Source organism: Lysobacter sp. MMG2 (genome assembly GCF_016735495.2).
Lineage (GTDB): Bacteria > Pseudomonadota > Gammaproteobacteria > Xanthomonadales > Xanthomonadaceae > Lysobacter_J.
Window position 1 is genome coordinate 1,512,732 of the sequence record NZ_JAERQY020000001.1, and the last position, 19,367, is coordinate 1,532,098.

The following is a 19,367-nucleotide window of genomic DNA, read 5'->3' on the forward strand; positions in this document are numbered from 1 at the left end:
CCTGCCGGCGGACGCATCGGCGATGACCGGGTCCTGTGTACCACACCCCACGCATGCGCCGGGCGAATCCGGAACGCGTGAAGGCAGCCATCACGACGGAGCGGATAGCTTCCCGACATCCATCCACGAATCGCGAACATGCGCGTTCTGGTCACCGGTGCGGGCGGACCCGCAGCGGTCAGCGTATGGAAATCGCTGGCCGCCGAGCACGAGCTCTTCCTGGCGGACATGGATGCGAATTCCCCGGGGCTCTACCTGGTACCGGCGTCGAACCGGTTCCTGATTCCGCGCGGCGAAGATTCCGGGCTGGTGTCCGCGCTGCTCGAGCTGTGTCGCGCGCAGTCCATCGACGTGCTGATCTCCACCGTCGATCCCGAGCTGGCGCCCCTGGCCGAAGCCGAGGCGGCCTTCACCGCGCTGCGCACACGTGTGCCGCTCTCGCCGGCGGCGGTGCTGCATCGCTGTCGCGACAAGTGGGCCCTGATGTCGCACCTGGCCGGCAATCCGTTCGTTCCCGAATGCGTGCTGCTTACCGACGACACGCGCGCCGGGATCGTCCGCTTCCCGTGCTTCGCCAAGCCGCGCGCGGGCGCCGGTTCGCGCGGCATCGCGCTCATCGAACGCGCGGCCGACCTGGATGCCCTGCCCCGGGACGGTTCCTATCTCGTGCAGGAACTGCTGCCCGGGCCGGAGTTCTCCGTCGACGTGTACGTGAGCCAGCACGGCGAACTCGTCGCGGCCGTTCCGCGCGAGCGCATCCGCACCGATTCGGGAATCGCGATCACCGCGCGCACCGTACACATGCCCGAGCTCACGGATGCCGCCGCCGGTATCGCGCGCGAGGTCGGCATCCGCTACGTGGCCAACATCCAGTTCAAGCAAAGCCGCGAAGGGCCGTACAAGTTGCTGGAGATCAACCCCAGGTTCCCCGGCAGCCTGCCGTTGACCGGCGCGGCCGGCGTCGACATCCCGCGCCTGCTGATGGACGACCTGCAAGGCAAGGCGCTCCCCGCGGGCCCGATGCCGTTCAAGGAAATCCTGATGGTGCGCTACTGGACCGAGCGCTACCTGGATCCATCGGAATGGCAGGCGCTATGCCGCCGATGAGCGTTCACCTGGTGCGGCATGCGCAGACCACCGCCAACGCCGGCGAGGCGACGGACAACCATGCCGACATCCGGTTGACGGCACTGGGCGAACAGCAGGCGCGCGACGTGGTGGCTTCGATCACGCAACCGCCCGACCTCATTGTCGTCTCGCCGTACCGCCGCACGCTCGACACCGCGCGCCCGCTGATCCAGGCGCATCCGCACGCGGCCGTGGAGACGTGGCCGATCGAAGAGTTCTCGTACCTGGCGCCCGCGCGCGCGGACCGCACCAGTCCGGCGCAGCGCATGCCGATGGTGACGCAGTACTGGCAGCGCGCCGATCCTTTCCACATCGACGGCGAAGGGGCGGAATCGTTCGCGCAATTCGTCGGCCGCCTGCGCGCGTTCCACCGCCGGCTGTGGCAACAGGAGGGTCACGTCGTAGTGTTCGGGCACGGGCAGTTCCTGCGCGGTTTCATGATCGGCCTGGATGATGGATTCGCCGATTCGCGCGAAGCGATGCGGCATTTCCGCGAGGCGGAAACCGCGCAGCCCGTGCGCAACGGCGAAATCCTCGCCGTGACGCTGCCGCCACCGGACGCAGCCGCCGATGAAGCATGAGGGCGATCTGGATCTGGAACAGGCGGCGCGCCTGCTGGGTGATGCGGGGCTGGTGCCGTTGGTGGTGGAGACCTTCGCCGAGGCCGCGCAACGCCTGCTGCCGCAGCTCAGGCAAAGCATCCTCGCCAATGAGGAAGGCGAGGTGCGCCGGCATCTGCACCGCTTGACGCCGACACTGGCGCTGCTGGCCCGACGCGATATGCAGGATCACTGCGAACGCGTGTCGGCGATGTGGCACGCGCCGGTTTCACCCCAGCGCGAGCCGCACTCCCTCGCGCTGGTGGATCGCATCCAATCGCTGCTGCGCGAAGCAGCGCAGTCGTCGGCCGAGGGAACGGACGGCGCGGCGTGATCAGGGCCCGCGCTGCCGGATCACTTCCAGCGGTTCGGCCATCACGTAGCCGGCGAAACGGCCCCAATAGCGCGCCGTGGCGACGATCAGATCGGGCGCGAGGTACGCGCGCGATGCCGTCTGGCTCGAATAGGCGTCGATCGCGTCGAGCTTGTGCTGCATGTGGCCGGAGATGTCGATGAACAGCCCGGGCCGGAACTCCACCGTCGCCGACGGCGGCTGATAGCAGTAGACATTGCCCACGCTGCGCGCGGCGACCATCGTGGCGCGATGCGTGTTGCGATGATCCTGATGGGTGTCGTACTGCGAATGCGTGTAGACGTGCGTGGGCTGCACCTCGGCGATCGCCTGCTGGATCAGTTCGATGCTGGTGCCGCCTTCGGGAATCTGCGTGTCACGCAGATCGGCCAGGATCAAGCGTGCACGGAGCAACTCCGCTGCCGCATGCGCCTCACGCGCGCGGATCATGGCGTCACCGCCCTGCGCGCCGTGACTGAGGGTCAGGATGGTCACTTCGTCCTGGTTGGCCGCATGCATCGACAAGGTGCCGCCGCATCCGATCTCCACATCGTCGGGATGCGCGCCCACCGCCAGCACCGAGCGGCGCTCATGCCGGCGACGCGTGAGCGTCTGGCCGGCGAGTTTGTGCACTTCCTTCAGGAACACCTCTTTGCTGAAGGGTTTGAAGAGCAGGCCGTCGGCGTTGTTCTGCAGCGCCGTGCGCGCGTACTCCGCGCTGACCACGCCCGTCATCACCAGCACGCAGGTCCATCGATACGCGGCCTTAGCTTCCTGGATGAGGTCCAGCCCGCTGGCGCCCGGCATCTCGACGTCGGTGACCATCATGTCCCAGTGGCGCGAGTGAATCGCGACGCGCGCCTGCACCGCGTCTTCGGCCAGGGTCACCTGCGCCAGGCCGTCTTCCTCGAGCCAACGCCGGACGATCAGCGCGTACTCGGGGCTGTCTTCCACCACCAGGACCTGCAATGGAAGGCTCAGCTTGGAGGCCATCTCGTGCTCCAGGGGCCAGTGCGCCGATGCGCGGCGAGAATCGCGGCGCCGCGTGCAAGGTTAGCGCATGCGTGATGCGGCGCGTCTCTCCAGACCGCTGCGAACAGCCGCGCCACCGCATCGACACACGCCCAACACCCCGCCTTCACTGCCCATCGGCTAAGACTCCCCCGGCTCGGGGCGCACACCAGATCGGGGGCGTTGGGCGGGAGGAGGAGATCGAGCCATGCCGGTTCCGATGATCGCCTACTGCGGGCCAGCCGCCATTCCCGGCGACGTGTGGACGCGCTGGAATTTCGACCCCTGGCTGATCGCGATGCTGCTGTTCCTCGCGGCGGCGCTTACACGTGCGCGCGCACCCCACAGGCGGGCCGGCTGGAGCGCGATCGCGGTGATGGCCGTCGTGTTCGTCTCGCCGCTGTGCGCACTCTCCTCGGCCCTGTTCTCGGCGCGCGTGCTGCATCACGTCCTGCTGGTCGCCGTGGCGGCGCCGCTGCTGGCGATGGCGTTTCCGTCGACGAAGGCAAGCCGCCTGCCGCTGGCCGCCGTGGTCGCGGCCCATGCCGTGATCCTCTGGCTGTGGCACACGCCCGGCGCGTACACGTGGGGCCTGGCCAGCGTGGCCGCGTACTGGCTGATGCAGGTGACGCTGCTGGCAAGCGCGTGGGTGATGTGGCGCGCGATCCTCGCGCCGTCGACGCCGATCGGTTCGGCGCTGGTGGCGTTGGGCGCGACCATCGGGCAGATGGGCCTGCTGGGCGCGGTGATCGTGTTCGCGCCGCGCCCGCTCTATCTGGTGCATTTCGCCAGCACGTATGCGTGGGGGCTGGATCCGATGTCCGACCAGCAACTGGCCGGACTGCTAATGTGGGTCCCGGCCGTGGTGCCCTATCTGATCGCCGGGTTGTCGATCGCGGCATCGGGCCTGCGTCCGCGCGAGAGCGGCGTATGACCACGCTGCTCAAGTTCATCCACCTGGCCGCCATCGCGGTGTGGTCGGGTGGATTGATCGTGCTGCCGTTCCTGTTCTGGCAGCGGGGCGCGCTTGTGCCCGGCACCGAGTTGAACCGCCTGCACCGCATCGCGCGACTGGTCTACGTGGACCTCACCTCGCCCGCCGCCTACATCGCCATCGCCAGCGGCACGGCGCTGATCTTCCTGCAGGCCACGTTCCTGGAATGGTTCTCGATGAAGATGGTGCTGGTCGGCCTGATGGCGATGCTGCACGTCGTGGCGGGGCTGATCCTGGTGAAGCTGTTCCTGCCCAACGGACGACTGGGCCGTCCCTCCTGCATCGCGCTGGCCGTGGCCTACGCGGTGCTGATCACGGCGGTGATCTGGGTCGTGCTGGCCAAACCGCATCTGGATTCGAACCTGTTCGCGGCCGGCCTGTTCCAGCCGGGCGGACTGCAGCGCTGGCTTCGCTAGTCCCTGGACGACGAAACCAGAATTCCCACGCCATGATCGAAGACGAGCTTGCCGCCGTGCCAACCCGCGAAGCCCACCATCACCGAGGCGAGCAACGACAGCGCCAGCCCATGCGGCAGGACGGCCGCGGGGTCGATCAGGCGCACGCCCCAGTTGGCGGCGGTGATGGCGACCAGCGTCATCGCGGCGATGGCGTGCGACCAGCTGGCTTCCAGCAGGCGGATGCCGCGCACGAGCAGCAACTCGCCGGTGCCGACGATGCTCGCGCCCACGCCCGTCCAGAACGCGACGCCGGCCGCCCACACGCCGGCCCGCTGCCAGAACGGATCGCCCGACCACCAGTAGCACACGTCCGCACCGAGCGTGGCCACGACGAACGCGACCGGGAAGTGCACCATCATCACGTGGATCGGATGCCCCACCAGGGCCACGGCCGATCCCATGTCCAGCCGCAGGTGCTCCAGGAAGACCTCGCTCATCTTCGACGGTCGCTTCGCCATGGCCCGCGTTCCTCGATCCTCGACGGTGACGGCGCGGATCGTACGCGCGGTCGCGTGATCGTCCGGACAGGATGGATGGGCATGGCGGCGCTGGCGCTGAGCGGATGCGACCGGCCCTTGTCGACGCTGGATCCCGCCGGCCCGGCGGCCGATTCGATCGCCACGCTGTGGTGGGTGATGCTGGCCGGCGGCGCTGTGCTGTTCCTGCTGGTGATGGCGCTGTGGGTGTTGGTCATCAAGCGCCCGGGATGGGGATCGAGTCTCTCGCCGACGCGCTGGATCGTGCTGGGCGGGTTGGCCCTGCCGGCGGTGGTGCTGCTGCCGCTGCTGGCCTATGCGCTGATCGCGGGCGAGCGGCTGCTTCCGCTGCCGGGGCGTTCGCCGCTCCAGGTCGAAGCGGTCGCCCGGCAATGGAACTGGACCTTCCGCTACCCCGACAACGGCGGCATGGCGACGAACGGCGTGCTGCACCTGCCGGCCGACACGCCGGTCGACATCAACGTCACCAGCGACGATGTCATCCACGCGTTCTGGGTGCCGCGCCTGGCGGGGAAGATCGACGCCCTGCCCGGCCACGTGAACCGCCTGCGCATCCGCGCCCCCGTGCCCGGCCGCTACGAAGGACTGTGCAACGAGTTCTGCGGACTGGGCCACGCGAACATGCGCTTCACCGTGATCGTCCATCCCCGCCAGGACTACGCCGCCGCGCTCGCGCAGGCGGGCACCGGCCAGAAGGAAGCGCCATGAGCGAGCACGTCGATCCGGCATCGAACGAAAGTCCGGCGCTGCGGCTGCATCGCCAGTTGTCGGCGATCTGGGCGACCGGGCCGGGACTGCAGCGCCTGGCGGCGGTGAACCACTCCGTCATCGGCGTGCGGATGATGGTGACGTCCTTCGCCTTCTTCGCCATCGCCGGCGTGTTGGGCATGCTCACCCGCGTGCAGCTGGCCACGCCCAATTCCGATTTCATGACGCCGGAGATCTACAACCAGGTCTTCACCGTGCACGGGACGATGATGCTGTTCCTGTTCGCCATCCCGATGGTGGAGAGCTTCGCCGTCTATCTCACGCCGAAGATCCTGGGCACGCGCGACTTCGCCTTTCCGCGACTGACCGCCTACGGCTACTGGTGCTACCTGTTCGGCGGCTCGATCGTGACGCTCTCGCTGCTGTTCGGCGTGGCGCCCGACGGCGGCTGGTTCATGTACACGCCGCTGAGCTCCAACGTCTACAGCCCCGGCATCAACGCCGACGTGTGGCTGCTGGGCATCACCTTCGTGGAGATATCGGCGCTGTCGCTGGCGGTGGAGATCGTCGTGTCCATCCTGAAGATGCGCGCGCCCGGCATGTCGCTGGACCGCATGCCGATCTTCGCCTGGTACATCCTGGTGACGGCGATGATGATGATCGTCGCGTTCCCGCCGCTGATCCTCGCCTCGATCCTGCTGGAAGCCGAGCGCGCGTTCGGCCTGCCGTTCTTCGATCCCACGCGCGGCGGCAATCCGCTGCTGTGGCAGCACCTGTTCTGGCTGTTCGGCCATCCCGACGTCTACATCATCTTCCTGCCGATGGCCGCCGTGCTGTCGACGATCATCCCGGTGTTCGCGCGCCGCGAACTGGTGGGCTACCGCGCGATCGTGGTGGCGATCATCGCGCTGGCGTTCCTGAGCTTCGGCATCTGGGTCCACCACATGTTCACGGTGGGCATTCCGCACCTGGCACTGGCGTTCTTCTCCGCAGGGTCGGTGATCGTGGCCGTGCCCACCGCGGTGCAGGTGTTCGCGTGGCTGGCGACGCTGGCGCACGGCAAGCCGCGCTGGGACGTGCCGATGCTCTACATCTTCGGTTTCTTCTTCGTCTTCGTGATGGGCGGGCTGACCGGCGTGATGCTCGCCGTCGTGCCGTTCGACTGGCAGGCGCACGACACCTACTTCGTCGTGGCGCACATGCACTACGTCGTCGGAGGCGCGCTGGCCTTTCCGATGCTGGCCGGCCTGTACTACTGGCTGCCGCTGCTGACCGGACGCGCGGCGGTGGGACGGCTGTCGGTGGTCGCGTTCTGGATCATCTTCATCGGCTTCAACCTCACCTTCTTCCTGATGCACCTGACGGGCCTGCTCGGCATGCCGCGGCGCATCTACACCTACCACGGCTTTGAAGGCTGGAACGGGCTAAACCTGCTCTCCTCGCTCGGCGGCTTCGTAATGACGATCGGTTTTGCGGTGCTGGTGATCGACCTGTTCGTGCAGGTCCGCTACGGCCGTCGCGCGCAACGCAATCCGTGGGGCGCGACGACGCTGGAGTGGGCGATGCGTTTGCCACCGCCGTCGTATGCGTTCGCGTCGATTCCGCATCTGGGCGAGGGCGGCGGTCCCGCCGATGCGGACGAACTGCGCCTGTCGCTGGCGCGCGGCGAAGGCTACCTGGGCTCCACCCGCAACGGCTGGCAGGAAGCGCTGGGCGTGCACGCGACCTCGGGCGAACCGGAGCAGTTGATCGTGCTGCCGCAACCCACGTACCTGCCGCTGGTGACCGGCGTGGCCACGGCCGCGGCGGTGCTGGGCTTCCTGTTCAAGGCGTACTGGCTGTCGCTGGGCTGGGCGATCGTGGTGATCGCGCTGCTGGTGCTGGCCGCGCAACGTTCCGGCCATGCGCGCGACCTGGGCCCGCTGCCGATCGGCAAGGGCCTCAGCGTGCCGCCGCATACCGAAGTCGAAGGTTCGCCGCCTTGGATCGCGCTGGTATGCACGCTGGTCATCGACGGCACGCTGTTCACGTCGCTGCTGTTCGGCACGCTGTATGTGTGGACCGGCTTGCGCGGGACACCGCCGGCGATGCCCGCGCCCGACATGGTGCGTGTGGCGATCCTCGCCATCGCCCTGATCGTCGCCGCGGCGATCGCACGGCGCTCGCTGCGCGCGCTCGTCGGCGGCGCGATGCCGATGGGCTCGGTCGCCATGACAATCCTCGCGCTGCTGGTGGCGATCTTCGCCGGCATGGGGCTCATCGCGCGCATCGTGCCCGCGCCGACCGAACACGCGCTGGGCGCCACGGCTTCGGCGCTGGTCGGCTTCGTGATCTTCCACGCCATTGCCGGGCTGGTGTTCCTCATCAGCAACCTGCTGCGCATGCGCGGCGGATACGTGTCGCAGCGGCGCACGCTGGACCTGCGCCTGACGCGAGGCTGGCTCGACTACACGGCGGTTACGGGGCTGATCGCACTGGGGCTGTTCATCGCGCTGCCGGGGCTCGTCGGCGTGCTGGAGCTGCATCCGTGAACGCGCCGCCGCTGGCGCCACGTCGTCTGTGGTGGCTCGGCGCCGGCTTCGCGTTGTGGTGCAGTGCGCTCGTGGTGCTGTATGCGGTGCACGCGATCGGTTGCCGGTTCGCATGGGCGAGCGGTTCGCTGCGATTGACGCTGGCCGCGCTGCTGCTGGCGCACATGATCGCGATCGGCTGGCTGTGGCATCGCTTCAGCCTGGCCATGCGCGGGCCGGGCCAGACGCCGATCAGCGCGTTCGTGCATGCCGTGATCGTGTGGACGCTGGTCGCAGCGCTCGTCTCGGCGATCATCGCGCTGGCGCCGGCATTGCTGTTGACCACCTGCACCTGACACGCGGGGCCCGCGCCGATGAGCCATCGCGATCTCCCACGCCACGCGCTCTGGATCACGATCTACCTGTTCTTCATCCTGGGCCCGTTGTTCGTGCTGCTGATCGGAGCAATGCCGCCAGCCCGCGATTTCGCCACCGAGTTCTCGGTCGCGCTGGGCTATTCGGGACTGGCGATGATGGGGCTGCAGTTCGGATTGACCGCGCGGTTCCGCCACGTCACACAGCCGTTGGGCGAGGACGTGATCTATCACTTCCACCGCCGCATCTCGCTGATCGCGGTGACGCTGGTGTTCGTGCATCCGCTCATCCTGCTCGTCGCCGGCTCCGAGGCGATGCGGCTTCCCGATTCGCTGATGGAACTGCCGCTGGGCGCGGTGTTCGCGGGCATCTCGGTTTGCTCGTTGCTGCTGCTGGTGGTCACCGCGCTGTGGCGCACGCGACTGAAGATCCGCTACGAGGTCTGGCACGCCAGCCACATCGTCCTGGCCCTGCTGGCGATCGGTGCGGGCCTGTTCCACATGATCGCGTGGGGGTTCTACCTCGACAATCCGTGGAAGCGCGCATTCTGGATCGGCGTGGTCGCGCTGTGGATCGCGCTGTTGCTGTACGTGCGCGTGTTCAAGCCGCTCTTCATGCTGCGCCGCCCGTACCGGATCGCGGAGGTGCGCAAGGAACGCGGCGAGACCACGACCCTGGTGATGCGCCCGGAAGGGCATGCGGGCCTGCGCTTCCAGCCCGGGCAGTTCGGCTGGCTCACGCTGTGGGGCAGTCCGTTCAAGATCACCGGACATCCGTTTTCGTTCTCGTCCAGCGCACAGGCGGACGACGGTCGCGTCGAGATGAGTATCCGGCGACTGGGCGACTTCACCGACGCGGTGCAGTCGGTCGCGCCGGGACAGCGGGTGTACCTGGACGGCCCGTATGGATCGTTCACGGTGCGCGACTCCACCGCCGTCAAGGTGATGATCGCCGGCGGCATCGGCATCACGCCGATGATGAGCATCATCCGGACGTTGGCCGATCGCGGCGACAAGCGGCGCCTCATCCTGATCTACGGCAACAAGGACTGGGATTCCGTCAGCTTCCGCGAGGAGCTCGAGGCACTGCAGGAACGCACGCAACTGACCGTGGTGCACGTGCTCTCGCGTCCGCACGTGGGCTGGACCGGCGAGAGCGGCTACATCGACGCGGCGCTGTTCAAGCGGCACCTGCCGGAGGGCTATGCGGATCACGAGTACTTCATCTGCGGCCCGGGCATCATGATGGACGCCATCGAAGCGGCATTGGGCGAGATGGACGTGCCGCTCAGCCGCTACCACTCCGAACGCTACAGCTTCGTCTAGGAGACCGCGATGCGACGCCTGCTGGCCGACAAGCTGACGATCGTGTCCGCGGTGGCGGTGGTGGCGCTGGCGTTGCTGTTCGCATTCCTGCGCACCGCCTAGGCGTGCGCCGCGCGACTCACTTGATCCGCCGCTTCTCCAGCTTGCGGGCCAGCGTGCGGCGGTGCAGGCCCAGTCGTCGCGCGGCTTCGGAGATGTTGAAATCGCTTGCGGCCAGCGCTTCGTGGATGTGCTCCCACTCCAGCGTCTTGATCGAGGTCGTGCGTTGCGTGAGTTCGACCTCGGTGTCGCCGGCGGCGCGCTGGAAGGCCGCTTCGATGTCGTCCGTGTTGGACGGCTTGGCGAGGTAGTGGCGCGCGCCGAGCTTGATGGCTTCCACTGCGGTGGCAATGCTGGCGTAACCGGTCAACACCACGATGACCATGTCCGGATCGAAGGCATTCAGGCGCTTCACGCTGGACAGTCCGGAGGCGCCACCGGCCAGCTTCAGGTCGACGACCGCGTGCGTTGGAACGAACGACTCCAGCAGTTCGGTCATGCCCTCCTCGCCCACCACGTGACGCACCTGGTAGCCGCGGCGCTCGAAGGAGCGCAGCAGCGTGCGCGCGAACGCCTCGTCGTCTTCGACGATCAGCAATCTTCGTTCATTCTTCGCGGTCATCGTCTTCATCCTCGATGGCAATGCTCGCGATCGGGAGCGTCATGGTGACCACCGCCCCGCCCTGCGGCCGGTTCTTCGCCGTGAGGCTGCCACCCAGCGTACGCGCAACGTTGAGCGAGAGGAACAGCCCAAGCCCGCCGCCGGGGCGGCCCTTGCTGGTGTTGTAGGGCGTGCCCAGTCGCCGCAGGATGTCCTGCGCGAAGCCGGCGCCATGATCGGTGACGGAGATGACGAGCACGTCGTCGTCGCAGTCCGCGTCCAGCGCCACCCAGGCCGGCGAGGCTTCAAGGGCATTGTCGAGCACGTTGAACACCATCTGCCGCAGGCCGGCGTCCGAAACGATGAGCGGGTCCACGCTGCAGCGGTTGTTGTACCTGAACGCGGTCGGGTTGCGGCTGTCGCGCCACTCCTCTGCCAGTTCGTCCAGCATCGCGTGAAGCGTGGTCTGCGTGGGTTCCTCTGCACGCGGTCCGCCGGCGGCGAGCAGGATGTTGGTGACGATCGACTTGCAGCGCGCGACCTGCGCCTGCATCTCCAGGACATCGTTGTGCAGTTCGCCGTCCGACGCGATCGTCGGCAGGTGTTGCCAATCGCCCAGGATCACCGAGAGCGTGGACAGCGGCGTGCCCAGCTCGTGCGCGGCGCCGGACGCGAGCAGGCCCATGCGCACGATGTGCTCCTCCTCCACCGCACGCTGGCGCAGTTCCGCAAGCCGCGCATCGCGCTCGCGCAGGATGCGGGCGATGCGGGTCTGGAACACCACCAGCAACGTCGTGACGAGAAGGAAGCAGATCAGCAGGCCTTGCACGTAGTAATCGGCCAGGCCCCGCTCGGGCTCCACCGGCAGCGCGATCTGCGCATGGACCAGCGTCAGCCCGGTGACGCACAGCGCCGCGGCGGCAGCGATCACCCAGCTCAACGGCGAGCGCAGCACCACCGTGCCCAATCCCACCTGCAACAGGTACAGGAACACGAACGGATTGGTGATGCCGCCGGCCAGGTACAACTGGATCGTCAGCGATGCGACGTCCACCAGCAGCGACACCAGCAGCGCGCCGCTGGACACCTGCTCGCGTCGGCGCCACCACAGCTGGCTGACCAGGTTGAAGGCGACGAGCGCGGCCAGCACGGTGAACATGCGCGCCATCGGCAGCGCGATGTCCAGCAGGTAATGCACGAGCAGGATGGTGGCGACCTGCCCGATCACGGCGATCCAGCGCAACTGGATCAGCTGCTGCATGTTGCGCAGGCCCGCGCTGTCACGGGAACCGTTCACGACGGAGTCCCCGCGTGCCGCCTCGTCGATGGCCTCATTCTGGCTCGTTCGTGCCTGCATGACCGGAGCGCGCGTGGTGTCGGTGTCGATCATGGCGCAACCGGCGCTCCGACGCGACCAGGTACGCCCCCGCCACGAGGGCCAGCAACGCCATGCCGAACCAGGTCAGCGCATAGGACAGGTGCGAATCGCGGAACTTCACCACCGTCATGCCGCCGCGCGGCCAGTCGTTCGACGCGTGATCGCGATCGGCGTCGATGAAGAACGGCGCCACGCGATCCGCCGGCAGCCCGTGCGAGCGGGCGATGGCGGCGACGTCGCGCGAGTACCAGCGGCCCTGTGCGGGATCGTTGCGGCGCAGGAAGCCGCCACTGGGCTCGCTGATGCGCAGCAGTCCCTGCACCGTCACGCGACCTTGCGGTACCTCGCCGGCGGCATCGCCCGTCGGCACGAAGCCGCGATTGACCAGCACGTAGTCGCCCGACTCCATGCGCAGCGGCATCAGCGACCACGAACCCGCGCCGAGTTCCGTCACCGCCTGCGTGCGCGTTTCATTGTCCGGCACGAAGGTGCCGGATGCCCGCACATGGCGGTAGCCGTCGGCGGACTCCGATACGGCCGGCCATTGCGCACGCGCCGGTACGGGAACGGGTGCGGCATGCACGCGCGCATCGACGCGGGCGATCAGATCGTGCTTCCACGCCATGCGCTGGAGCTGCCAGACGCCGAGCGAGACGAAGCCTGCGAACGCGGCTGCCAGCAGCGCGGCGAACGTCACGAACACCCAGGCGCGACGCGTGCGCGGCGCGGGGCGGGAGTCGGCGATCGGCCGGCTCATGGCGCGTTCTTGATCATCTCCTGCATCTCGTGCGCGCCCGGCATCATGTTGGTGTTGAGGTGATGCATGACCCACAGCGAACCGGTCAGCACGATCACCACCAGCACCACCGTGAAGATCAGCGCGAGCGCGTTCCAGCCGCCCTCGGACTTCGCGTTCATATGCAGGAAGTAGACCATGTGCACCACCACCTGCACGGCGGCGAACGCCAGCAACACCAGCAGCAGCGTCGGCGTGGCGACGCCCGGGCCGCCCATCACCAGGGCGAACGGAATGGCGGTCAGGATGACCGAGAGGACGAAGCCGGTCAGGTACTCCTTCTTCGAGACGTGCGGAATGCCGGTCTCGAGGAAGTCGTCGTCGTGGTCGTGGTGTGCGTGGTCACTCATCGCAGCGAGCCCATCAGGTAGACGAAGGTGAAGACGCCGATCCACACGACGTCCAGGAAGTGCCAGAACATCGACAGGCAGGCGACGCGGCGCGTGTTGGCGCGCGTCAGGCCGTGCTTGCGCACCTGCAGGCACAGCACGATCAGCCAGATCACGCCGAAGAACACGTGCAGGCCGTGCGTGCCCACCAGCGCGAAGAACGAGGACAGGAACGCGCTGCGCTGCGGGCCGGCGCCGATGTGGATGAAGTGGTGGAACTCGTAGAGTTCGATCGCCAGGAACGTCGCGCCCAGCAGGCCGGTCACGATCAGCCAGGCGATCAGGCCGCGCTGGTTGCGGGCCTGCATCGAAATCATGGCGAAGCCGTAGGTGATCGACGACACCAGCAGCACCGCGGTGTTCACCGCGACCAGCTTCAGGTCGAACAGGTCCGCACCCGACGGGCCCGCCGCGAAGCTGCGGCCCAGCACGCCGTAGGTGGCGAACAGGCAGCCGAAGATCATCAGGTCGCTGAGCAGGTAGATCCAGAACCCGAGCAGCGAGCCGTTCTCCGGATGGTGACGGCCCTGCGTGTCCAGGAACACCGGCGCGCCGTCTTCACGGGTCAATGCGATGGACTCAGCCACGGAAGGTCTCCAGCTGCACGGTGCGCGCGTGCTCGGTTGCGGCCACTTCCTCGGCGGGGATGTGGTAGTCGCGGTCGTAGTTGAAGGTGTGCCAGATCGCGTAGGCGATCACGCCCAGCAACGAGACGGCGGCCAGCCACCACACGTGCCAGATCATCGCGAAGCCGAACACCGTGCTCACCACCGCCAGCACCAGGCCGGCCGGCGTGTTCTTCGGCATGTGCACGGCGAGGAAGCCCGTGCGCATGCGGGTGAACCCGCGCTGCTTCATGTCCCACCACGCATCGTTGTCGTGGACGACCGGCGTGAAGGCGAAGTTGTACGCCGGCGGCGGCGAGGACGTGGACCACTCCAGCGTGCGGCCGTCCCACGGATCGCCGGTGACGTCGCGCAGCTGCTCGCGCTTGCGGAAGCTGACGTAGATGCAGATCAGGAACGCGGCGATGCCGACGGCGATCAGCACCGCACCGAAGGCGGCGATCAGGAACCAGATCTGCAGCGACGGATCGTCGAAATGGCTCATGCGGCGCGTCACGCCCATCAGGCCCAGCACGTACAGCGGCGTGAAGGCAAACCAGTAACCGGCCAGCCAGAACCAGAACGAGACCTTGCCCCAGAAGTCGTCGAGCTTGAAGCCGAAGGCCTTCGGGAACCAGTGCGTCATCGCCGCGAACAGGCCGAACACCACGCCGCCGATGATCACGTTATGGAAGTGCGCAATCAGGAACAGGCTGTTGTGCAGCACGAAGTCCGCCGGCGGAACGGCCAGCAGCACGCCGGTCATGCCGCCCACCACGAAGGTGATCATGAAGCCGATCGTCCACAGCATCGGCACTTCGAAGCGGATGCGGCCGCGGTACATGGTGAACAGCCAGTTGAAGATCTTCGCGCCCGTCGGGATCGAGATGATCATCGTCGTGATGCCGAAGAACGAGTTGACGCTGGCGCCCGAACCCATCGTGAAGAAGTGGTGCAGCCACACCAGGTACGACAGCACCGTGATGCACACCGTGGCGTAGACCATCGACGAGTAGCCGAACAGGCGCTTGCCCGAGTACGTGGACACGATTTCCGAGTACACGCCGAACAGCGGCAGGATCAGGATATAGACCTCCGGGTGGCCCCAGATCCAGATCAGGTTCACGTACATCATGGCGTTGCCGCCAAGATCGCTGGTGAAGAAGTTGGTGCCCACGTAGCGATCCAGCAACAGCAGCGCCAGCACCGCCGTCAGCACCGGGAACGACACCACGATCAGCACGTTGGTGCACAGCGAGGTCCAGGTGAAGACGGGCATCTTCATCATGGTCATGCCGGGCGCGCGCATCTTGATGATGGTCACCAGCAGGTTCACGCCCGATAGCAATGTGCCTATGCCCGCTATCTGCAACGCCCACAGGTAGTAATCGACGCCGACACCCGGACTGAAGGCCAGGCCCGACAGCGGCGGATACGCCAGCCAGCCGGTCGCGGCGAACTCGCCGAAGAACAGCGACATCATCGTCAGCACGGCGCCGGACACGGTCATCCAGAAGCTGAAGTTGTTGAGGAACGGGAACGCGACGTCGCGCGCGCCGATCTGCAACGGCACCAGGTAGTTCATCAAACCCGTGACCAGCGGCATGGCCACGAAGAAGATCATGATCACGCCGTGGGCGGTGAAGATCTGGTCGTAGTGGTGCGGCGGCAGATAGCCCAGGTTGTCACCGAAGGCCATGGCCTGCTGCAGGCGCATCATCAGCGCGTCGGCGAAGCCGCGCAGCAGCATCACCAGACCCAGCACGATGTACATGATGCCGATCTTCTTGTGATCGATGCTGGTGAACCACTCGTTCCAGAGGTAGCCCCACAGCTTGTACTTCGTGATCACGCCCAGCAGTGCGAGGCCGGCGATCACGGTGCCGATGAAGGTCACCGCGAGGATCGGCTCATGGAACATGGGAATGGATTCCCATGACATGCGTCCGAAGATCGGTGAGGACGGTAGGGTGGCGCTTTCGAGGGACATCGCGGAATTCCGGGGCTTTCAGGCCAAGAAACAGGTCGGCACGACAGGGTGGATCGACGGCGGGACGCTTACTGCGCCTTCATGCCGACGATCGAACCCGACAGGGACTGGGGCACCACGTCGTCGACGGCGCACACCTGCGCCGACACGTACGCGCCCAGGCGCGGATCGCCGCGACGCGGCGTCGCCAGCGGCTTCAGGCCGTCCAGGCCCAGGCCACCGGCGGCGTCGATCGCCATCATCTGGTTCATGCACAGGCGGTCCATGTCGACGCAGCGGTTGAGCACGGCATCGAACAGGCCGTTGTCGACGCGGGCGAAGTGACGCACCGGCTCGCGCTCGGACGGCTTTTCCAGTTCCAGATACGTCGCGCGCGTGAGCGAATCGCCGCTGGCACGCACGTCATTGAGCCAGCGCTGGTAATCGGCGTCGCTCTTGCCATGGAACTTGAAGCGCATGTGCGAGAAGCCCGCGCCGCTGTAGTTGGCCGAGAAGCCGTCGTACACGCCGGGCGCGTTGATCACCGCGTGCAGCTCGCTCTCCATGCCGGGCATGCCGTAGATCATGCCGGCCAGCGCGGGCACGTAGAACGTGTTCATCACCGACGAGGACGTGATGCGGAAGTGCACCGGGCGATCGACCGGCACGGCGATCTCGTTCACCGTCGCCACGCCTTCTTCCGGATAGACGAACAACCACTTCCAGTCGAGTGCGACGACCTGGATTTCCAGCGGTTTCACGTCGGCCGGCACGGGACGGCCTTCCGAGATTCGGTCGAGCGGGCGGAACGGATCGAGCAGATGCGTGCTGATCCACGTGATCGCGCCCAGCGCGATGATGATCAGCAACGGGATGCCCCAGATCACCAGCTCCAGCTGGGTCGAATGATCCCAGTCGGGCTTGTACGTGGCCTCGCGGTTGGACGCGCGGTAACGCCACGCGAACAGCAGCGTGAGCGCGATCACCGGAATGATCACGATCAGCATCAGGACGGTCGCCACGACGATCAGCTGCCCCTGACGGGCGGCGATGTCGCCGGCGGGATTGAGAACCAACAGGTTGCATCCTGACAAAACGGCCGTGCCGAGGAGCAACACGGCGGCCTGCAGGAATCTGCGCGCGATGGACATGTGGGTGGGGGCTTACGGATTGAGCATGATCAATGTATTCCCGACATTACTCCGGGAGAATTGGACGTTTTGTCCTATCGCCCGGCCCGGTTGCCTCTGTCAGGCTATCGTCGCATCCTCCTATGTCCAACCGGCCCTCCTTCCATCGGCCGGTCCATCCGAGTGTCCCGGCGATGACCTCCCTCAGCCCCACCGCTTCCTCCCACGATCACGGCACCAAGGCCCAGCACGACGTCGCCCCGGGCGAAATCGCCGTCGGCGTGGTCATCGGACGCGCGTCCGAGTACTTCGATTTCTTCGTCTTCGGCATCGCCTCGGCGCTGATTTTCCCGGCGGTTTTCTTTCCGTTCGTCGGCAGGCTCGAAGGCGCGTTGTGGTCATTTGCGCTGTTTTCACTGGCGTTCGTGACACGACCGCTGGGCACCGTCCTGTTCATGTCGATCCAGGAACGCTGGGGCCGCGGCATCAAGCTCACCATTTCCCTGTTCATGTTGGGCACCGCGACCGCGGGCATCGCCTTCCTGCCGGGCTACGCCACGCTGGGTACCGCATCGATCGTGATGCTGGCGTTGCTGCGCATGCTGCAGGGCCTCGCACTGGGCGGTTCGTGGGACGGCCTGCCGTCGTTGCTGGCGATGAACGCACCGAAGGAACGCCGCGGCTGGTACTCGATGCTGGGCCAGCTCGCCGCGCCGATGGGCTTCATCGTCGCCGCCAGCGTCTTCGCATTCCTGTATGCCAGCCTCAGCGAGGCCGACCTGCTTTCGTGGGGCTGGCGCTATCCGTTCTTCGTCGCGTTCGCCATCAACGTCGTGGCGTTGTTCGCGCGGTTGCGCATCGTGGTCGCCGACGAGTACCAGAAGAAGATGAGCGAGCTGGAGCTGGAGCCCACGCCCATCCGCGAGCTCTTCCAGGCCAAGGGCCGTCACGTGGTGATCGGCGCCTTCGCGGCGCTGGCCAGCTACGCGCTGTTCCACATCGTCACGATTTTTCCGCTGTCGTGGATCCTGCTGTATTCGCAGAAGTCGATCGTGACCTTCCTGATCATCCAGATCATCGGCGCGTTCATCGCCTGCGGCGGCGTGGTCGCATCGGGCCTGATCGCCGACCGCGTGGGCCGCGCGCGCACGCTGGGCGGCTTGGCGATGCTGATCGCGATGTTCAGCGGTTTCGCACCCACGCTGATGGGAAGCGGCAACGTTGGACAGGCGGCCTTCGTGCTGATCGGCTTCGCCCTGCTGGGCCTGTCGTACGGCCAGGCGGCCGGTGCGGTGACCGCCAACTTCGGCCGCCGCTATCGTTACACCGGCGCGGCGCTCACCTCCGACCTGGCCTGGCTGATCGGCGCCGCGTTCGCCCCGCTGGTCGCGCTGGGCCTGTGCTCGCAGTTCGGTCTGGCCTGGCTGGGCGTCTATCTGCTCTCCGGCGCCGTCGGCACGTTGGCCGCGCTGGGCATCAACCGGGCGATGAACTACAAGAGCTGACGCATTGCGAGCCCGCGCCGACGGCGCGGGCTCACGCACGATGTGATCCATGCGCGCGAAAGCGCGTCGCCTCCGGCGCGCATGGCGCGAGCCCTTCTGCCTTGAAGCCTGCGGGCGCAGACCCCGCCCCGCTTCGGTGTTGACACAATTCGATAATTCCATAATCATGGAATTATGAAGACCGACACCGCCCTCAAAGCCCTCGGCGCCCTGAGTCACGACGCCCGCCTTGCCGCGTTCCGCGAGCTGGTCCAGGCCGGACCGGACGGCCTGCCGGTCGGCGACCTGCGCGATCGCCTGGGCCTGCCCGCCGCCACGCTCACCGCGCAGCTCAACATCCTGCGCAACGCGGCACTGGTCCACGACCAGCGCGAAGGCCGCGTCATCCGCGTGCGGGCCAACTACCTGCAGATGAACGAGCTGATCGCCTACCTCACCGAAAACTGCTGCAGCGGCAATGCCGTCTGCGAGCCCGCCGCCGTGTGCAAGCCGCAAAGCAAAGGAGCATCGAAGTGAACCGCTTTCATGTACATCTCAACGTATCGAACCTTGACGACAGCATCCGCTTCTACTCGCAGCTCTTCGCCCACGCCCCGGTCGTGGTGAAGGCCGACTACGCGAAGTGGATGCTCGAGGATCCGCGCATCAACTTCGCCATTTCCACCACGGGCCGCGCGACGGGTATCGACCACCTCGGCATCCAGGTCGACAGCGCCGACGAACTCGCCGCGCTCGGAACGCGCCTGGATGCGGCCGGCAGCGCGGTGATGCCCGAACCCGATGCCACGTGCTGTTACGCGCGCTCCGACAAGATGTGGACCGAAGACCCGCAAGGCACGCGCTGGGAAACGTTCCATACCTTCGGCGATGCCGTCACCTACTACGCCGCCGACAGCGCCTGCGCCACCGACGGCGCCGCGTGCAGCCCGGCCATGCCCGCTGCACACCAGACGCCCGCCGCGGCCTGCTGCGCACCCGCAGCCGGCTGCTGCTGAGGC

General features: G+C 66.9%; 21 protein-coding genes. 12 read left to right on the forward strand and 9 right to left on the reverse strand.

Annotated features, from left to right (window positions below; all coding sequences use genetic code 11):
* The first annotated feature begins 138 nt into the window (after positions 1-138).
* From JI752_RS06870 to JI752_RS06880, 3 genes are read left to right on the forward strand one after another with little or no spacing between them, the layout of a single operon-like run.
* Entirely contained in the window at positions 139-1,107 is a 969-nt protein-coding gene (locus JI752_RS06870) for an ATP-grasp domain-containing protein (RefSeq protein ID WP_216961107.1), read from the forward strand.
* Positions 1,104-1,709 carry a phosphoglycerate mutase family protein gene (locus tag JI752_RS06875; RefSeq protein WP_216961109.1) on the forward strand — a complete coding sequence of 202 codons (606 nt, stop codon included), beginning with the start codon at positions 1,104-1,106 and terminating at the stop codon, positions 1,707-1,709. The genes JI752_RS06870 and JI752_RS06875 overlap by 4 nt, the downstream gene beginning before the upstream one ends.
* Complete coding sequence (locus tag JI752_RS06880; RefSeq protein WP_216961112.1) at positions 1,699-2,061, forward strand: hypothetical protein; 363 nt, start codon at positions 1,699-1,701, stop codon at positions 2,059-2,061. The genes JI752_RS06875 and JI752_RS06880 overlap by 11 nt, the downstream gene beginning before the upstream one ends.
* Here the strand turns inward: JI752_RS06880 and JI752_RS06885 are convergent, their stop codons facing one another.
* Complete coding sequence (locus JI752_RS06885; RefSeq protein ID WP_216961115.1) at positions 2,062-3,072, reverse strand: PIG-L family deacetylase; 1,011 nt, start codon at positions 3,070-3,072, stop codon at positions 2,062-2,064.
* A gap of 226 nt (positions 3,073-3,298) precedes the next feature.
* On the opposite strand from JI752_RS06885, the gene JI752_RS06890 reads away from it, so the two are divergent.
* Together JI752_RS06890 and JI752_RS06895 are read left to right on the forward strand one after the other, a co-directional pair.
* Positions 3,299-4,024 (forward strand): cytochrome c oxidase assembly protein, encoded by a 726-nt coding sequence (locus JI752_RS06890; protein WP_216961118.1) that lies wholly within the window; start codon positions 3,299-3,301, stop codon positions 4,022-4,024.
* Complete coding sequence (locus tag JI752_RS06895; RefSeq protein ID WP_216961121.1) at positions 4,021-4,500, forward strand: hypothetical protein; 480 nt, start codon at positions 4,021-4,023, stop codon at positions 4,498-4,500. The genes JI752_RS06890 and JI752_RS06895 overlap by 4 nt, the downstream gene beginning before the upstream one ends.
* Here the strand turns inward: JI752_RS06895 and JI752_RS06900 are convergent.
* Positions 4,497-5,000 (reverse strand): DUF2231 domain-containing protein, encoded by a 504-nt coding sequence (locus JI752_RS06900; RefSeq protein WP_216961123.1) that lies wholly within the window; start codon positions 4,998-5,000, stop codon positions 4,497-4,499. The genes JI752_RS06895 and JI752_RS06900 overlap by 4 nt on opposite strands.
* Positions 5,001-5,081: 81 nt before the next feature.
* On the opposite strand from JI752_RS06900, the gene coxB reads away from it, so the two are divergent.
* Genes coxB through JI752_RS06920 form a run of 4 tightly spaced genes read left to right on the forward strand, consistent with a single transcriptional unit; the run spans position 5,082 to position 9,957 of the window.
* Positions 5,082-5,747 carry a cytochrome c oxidase subunit II gene (coxB, locus tag JI752_RS06905; RefSeq protein ID WP_216961126.1) on the forward strand — a complete coding sequence of 222 codons (666 nt, stop codon included), beginning with the start codon at positions 5,082-5,084 and terminating at the stop codon, positions 5,745-5,747.
* Complete coding sequence (gene ctaD, locus JI752_RS06910; RefSeq protein ID WP_216961129.1) at positions 5,744-8,278, forward strand: cytochrome c oxidase subunit I; 2,535 nt, start codon at positions 5,744-5,746, stop codon at positions 8,276-8,278. The genes coxB and ctaD overlap by 4 nt, the downstream gene beginning before the upstream one ends.
* A complete protein-coding gene (locus JI752_RS06915; RefSeq protein ID WP_216961131.1) occupies positions 8,275-8,613 on the forward strand; it encodes a hypothetical protein in 339 nt (112 codons plus the stop codon). The genes ctaD and JI752_RS06915 overlap by 4 nt, the downstream gene beginning before the upstream one ends.
* Positions 8,614-8,631: 18 nt before the next feature.
* Positions 8,632-9,957, forward strand: coding sequence for a ferredoxin reductase family protein (locus JI752_RS06920; protein ID WP_216961134.1), 1,326 nt, complete (start codon positions 8,632-8,634; stop codon positions 9,955-9,957).
* A gap of 118 nt (positions 9,958-10,075) precedes the next feature.
* Here the strand turns inward: JI752_RS06920 and JI752_RS06925 are convergent, their stop codons facing one another.
* From JI752_RS06925 to cyoA, 7 genes are all read right to left on the reverse strand, one after another.
* The gene (locus JI752_RS06925) at positions 10,076-10,618 is read right to left on the reverse strand and encodes a response regulator transcription factor (RefSeq protein ID WP_216961136.1); all 543 of its coding nucleotides are present in this window, start codon (positions 10,616-10,618) and stop codon (positions 10,076-10,078) included.
* On the reverse strand, positions 10,602-11,894 hold the full coding sequence (locus tag JI752_RS19515; RefSeq protein WP_216961139.1) for an ATP-binding protein: 1,293 nt from the start codon (positions 11,892-11,894) through the stop codon (positions 10,602-10,604). The genes JI752_RS06925 and JI752_RS19515 overlap by 17 nt, the downstream gene beginning before the upstream one ends.
* 34 nt (positions 11,895-11,928) lie before the next feature.
* Positions 11,929-12,732 (reverse strand): SURF1 family protein, encoded by an 804-nt coding sequence (locus JI752_RS06935; RefSeq protein ID WP_216961142.1) that lies wholly within the window; start codon positions 12,730-12,732, stop codon positions 11,929-11,931.
* Positions 12,729-13,121, reverse strand: a complete 393-nt coding sequence (gene cyoD, locus JI752_RS06940) for a cytochrome o ubiquinol oxidase subunit IV (RefSeq protein ID WP_216961145.1) — start codon at positions 13,119-13,121, stop codon at positions 12,729-12,731. The genes JI752_RS06935 and cyoD overlap by 4 nt, the downstream gene beginning before the upstream one ends.
* On the reverse strand, positions 13,118-13,747 hold the full coding sequence (cyoC, locus tag JI752_RS06945; RefSeq protein ID WP_342316810.1) for a cytochrome o ubiquinol oxidase subunit III: 630 nt from the start codon (positions 13,745-13,747) through the stop codon (positions 13,118-13,120). Before cyoC ends, cyoD begins: the two co-directional genes overlap by 4 nt.
* On the reverse strand, positions 13,740-15,719 hold the full coding sequence (gene cyoB / locus JI752_RS06950) for a cytochrome o ubiquinol oxidase subunit I (protein WP_216961869.1): 1,980 nt from the start codon (positions 15,717-15,719) through the stop codon (positions 13,740-13,742). Before cyoB ends, cyoC begins: the two co-directional genes overlap by 8 nt.
* Positions 15,720-15,823: 104 nt before the next feature.
* Positions 15,824-16,885 carry a ubiquinol oxidase subunit II gene (gene cyoA / locus JI752_RS06955; protein WP_216961148.1) on the reverse strand — a complete coding sequence of 354 codons (1,062 nt, stop codon included), beginning with the start codon at positions 16,883-16,885 and terminating at the stop codon, positions 15,824-15,826.
* Positions 16,886-17,058: 173 nt separating this feature from the next.
* On the opposite strand from cyoA, the gene JI752_RS06960 reads away from it, so the two are divergent.
* From JI752_RS06960 to JI752_RS06970, 3 genes are all read left to right on the forward strand, one after another.
* The gene (locus JI752_RS06960; protein WP_216961151.1) at positions 17,059-18,369 is read left to right on the forward strand and encodes an MFS transporter; all 1,311 of its coding nucleotides are present in this window, start codon (positions 17,059-17,061) and stop codon (positions 18,367-18,369) included.
* A 174-nt stretch (positions 18,370-18,543) separates the two neighbouring features.
* A complete protein-coding gene (locus JI752_RS06965; RefSeq protein ID WP_216961153.1) occupies positions 18,544-18,885 on the forward strand; it encodes a helix-turn-helix domain-containing protein in 342 nt (113 codons plus the stop codon).
* Positions 18,882-19,364: an ArsI/CadI family heavy metal resistance metalloenzyme gene (locus JI752_RS06970; protein WP_216961156.1), complete on the forward strand. Its 483-nt coding sequence runs from the start codon at positions 18,882-18,884 to the stop codon at positions 19,362-19,364. The genes JI752_RS06965 and JI752_RS06970 overlap by 4 nt, the downstream gene beginning before the upstream one ends.
* Positions 19,365-19,367 lie beyond the last annotated feature (3 nt).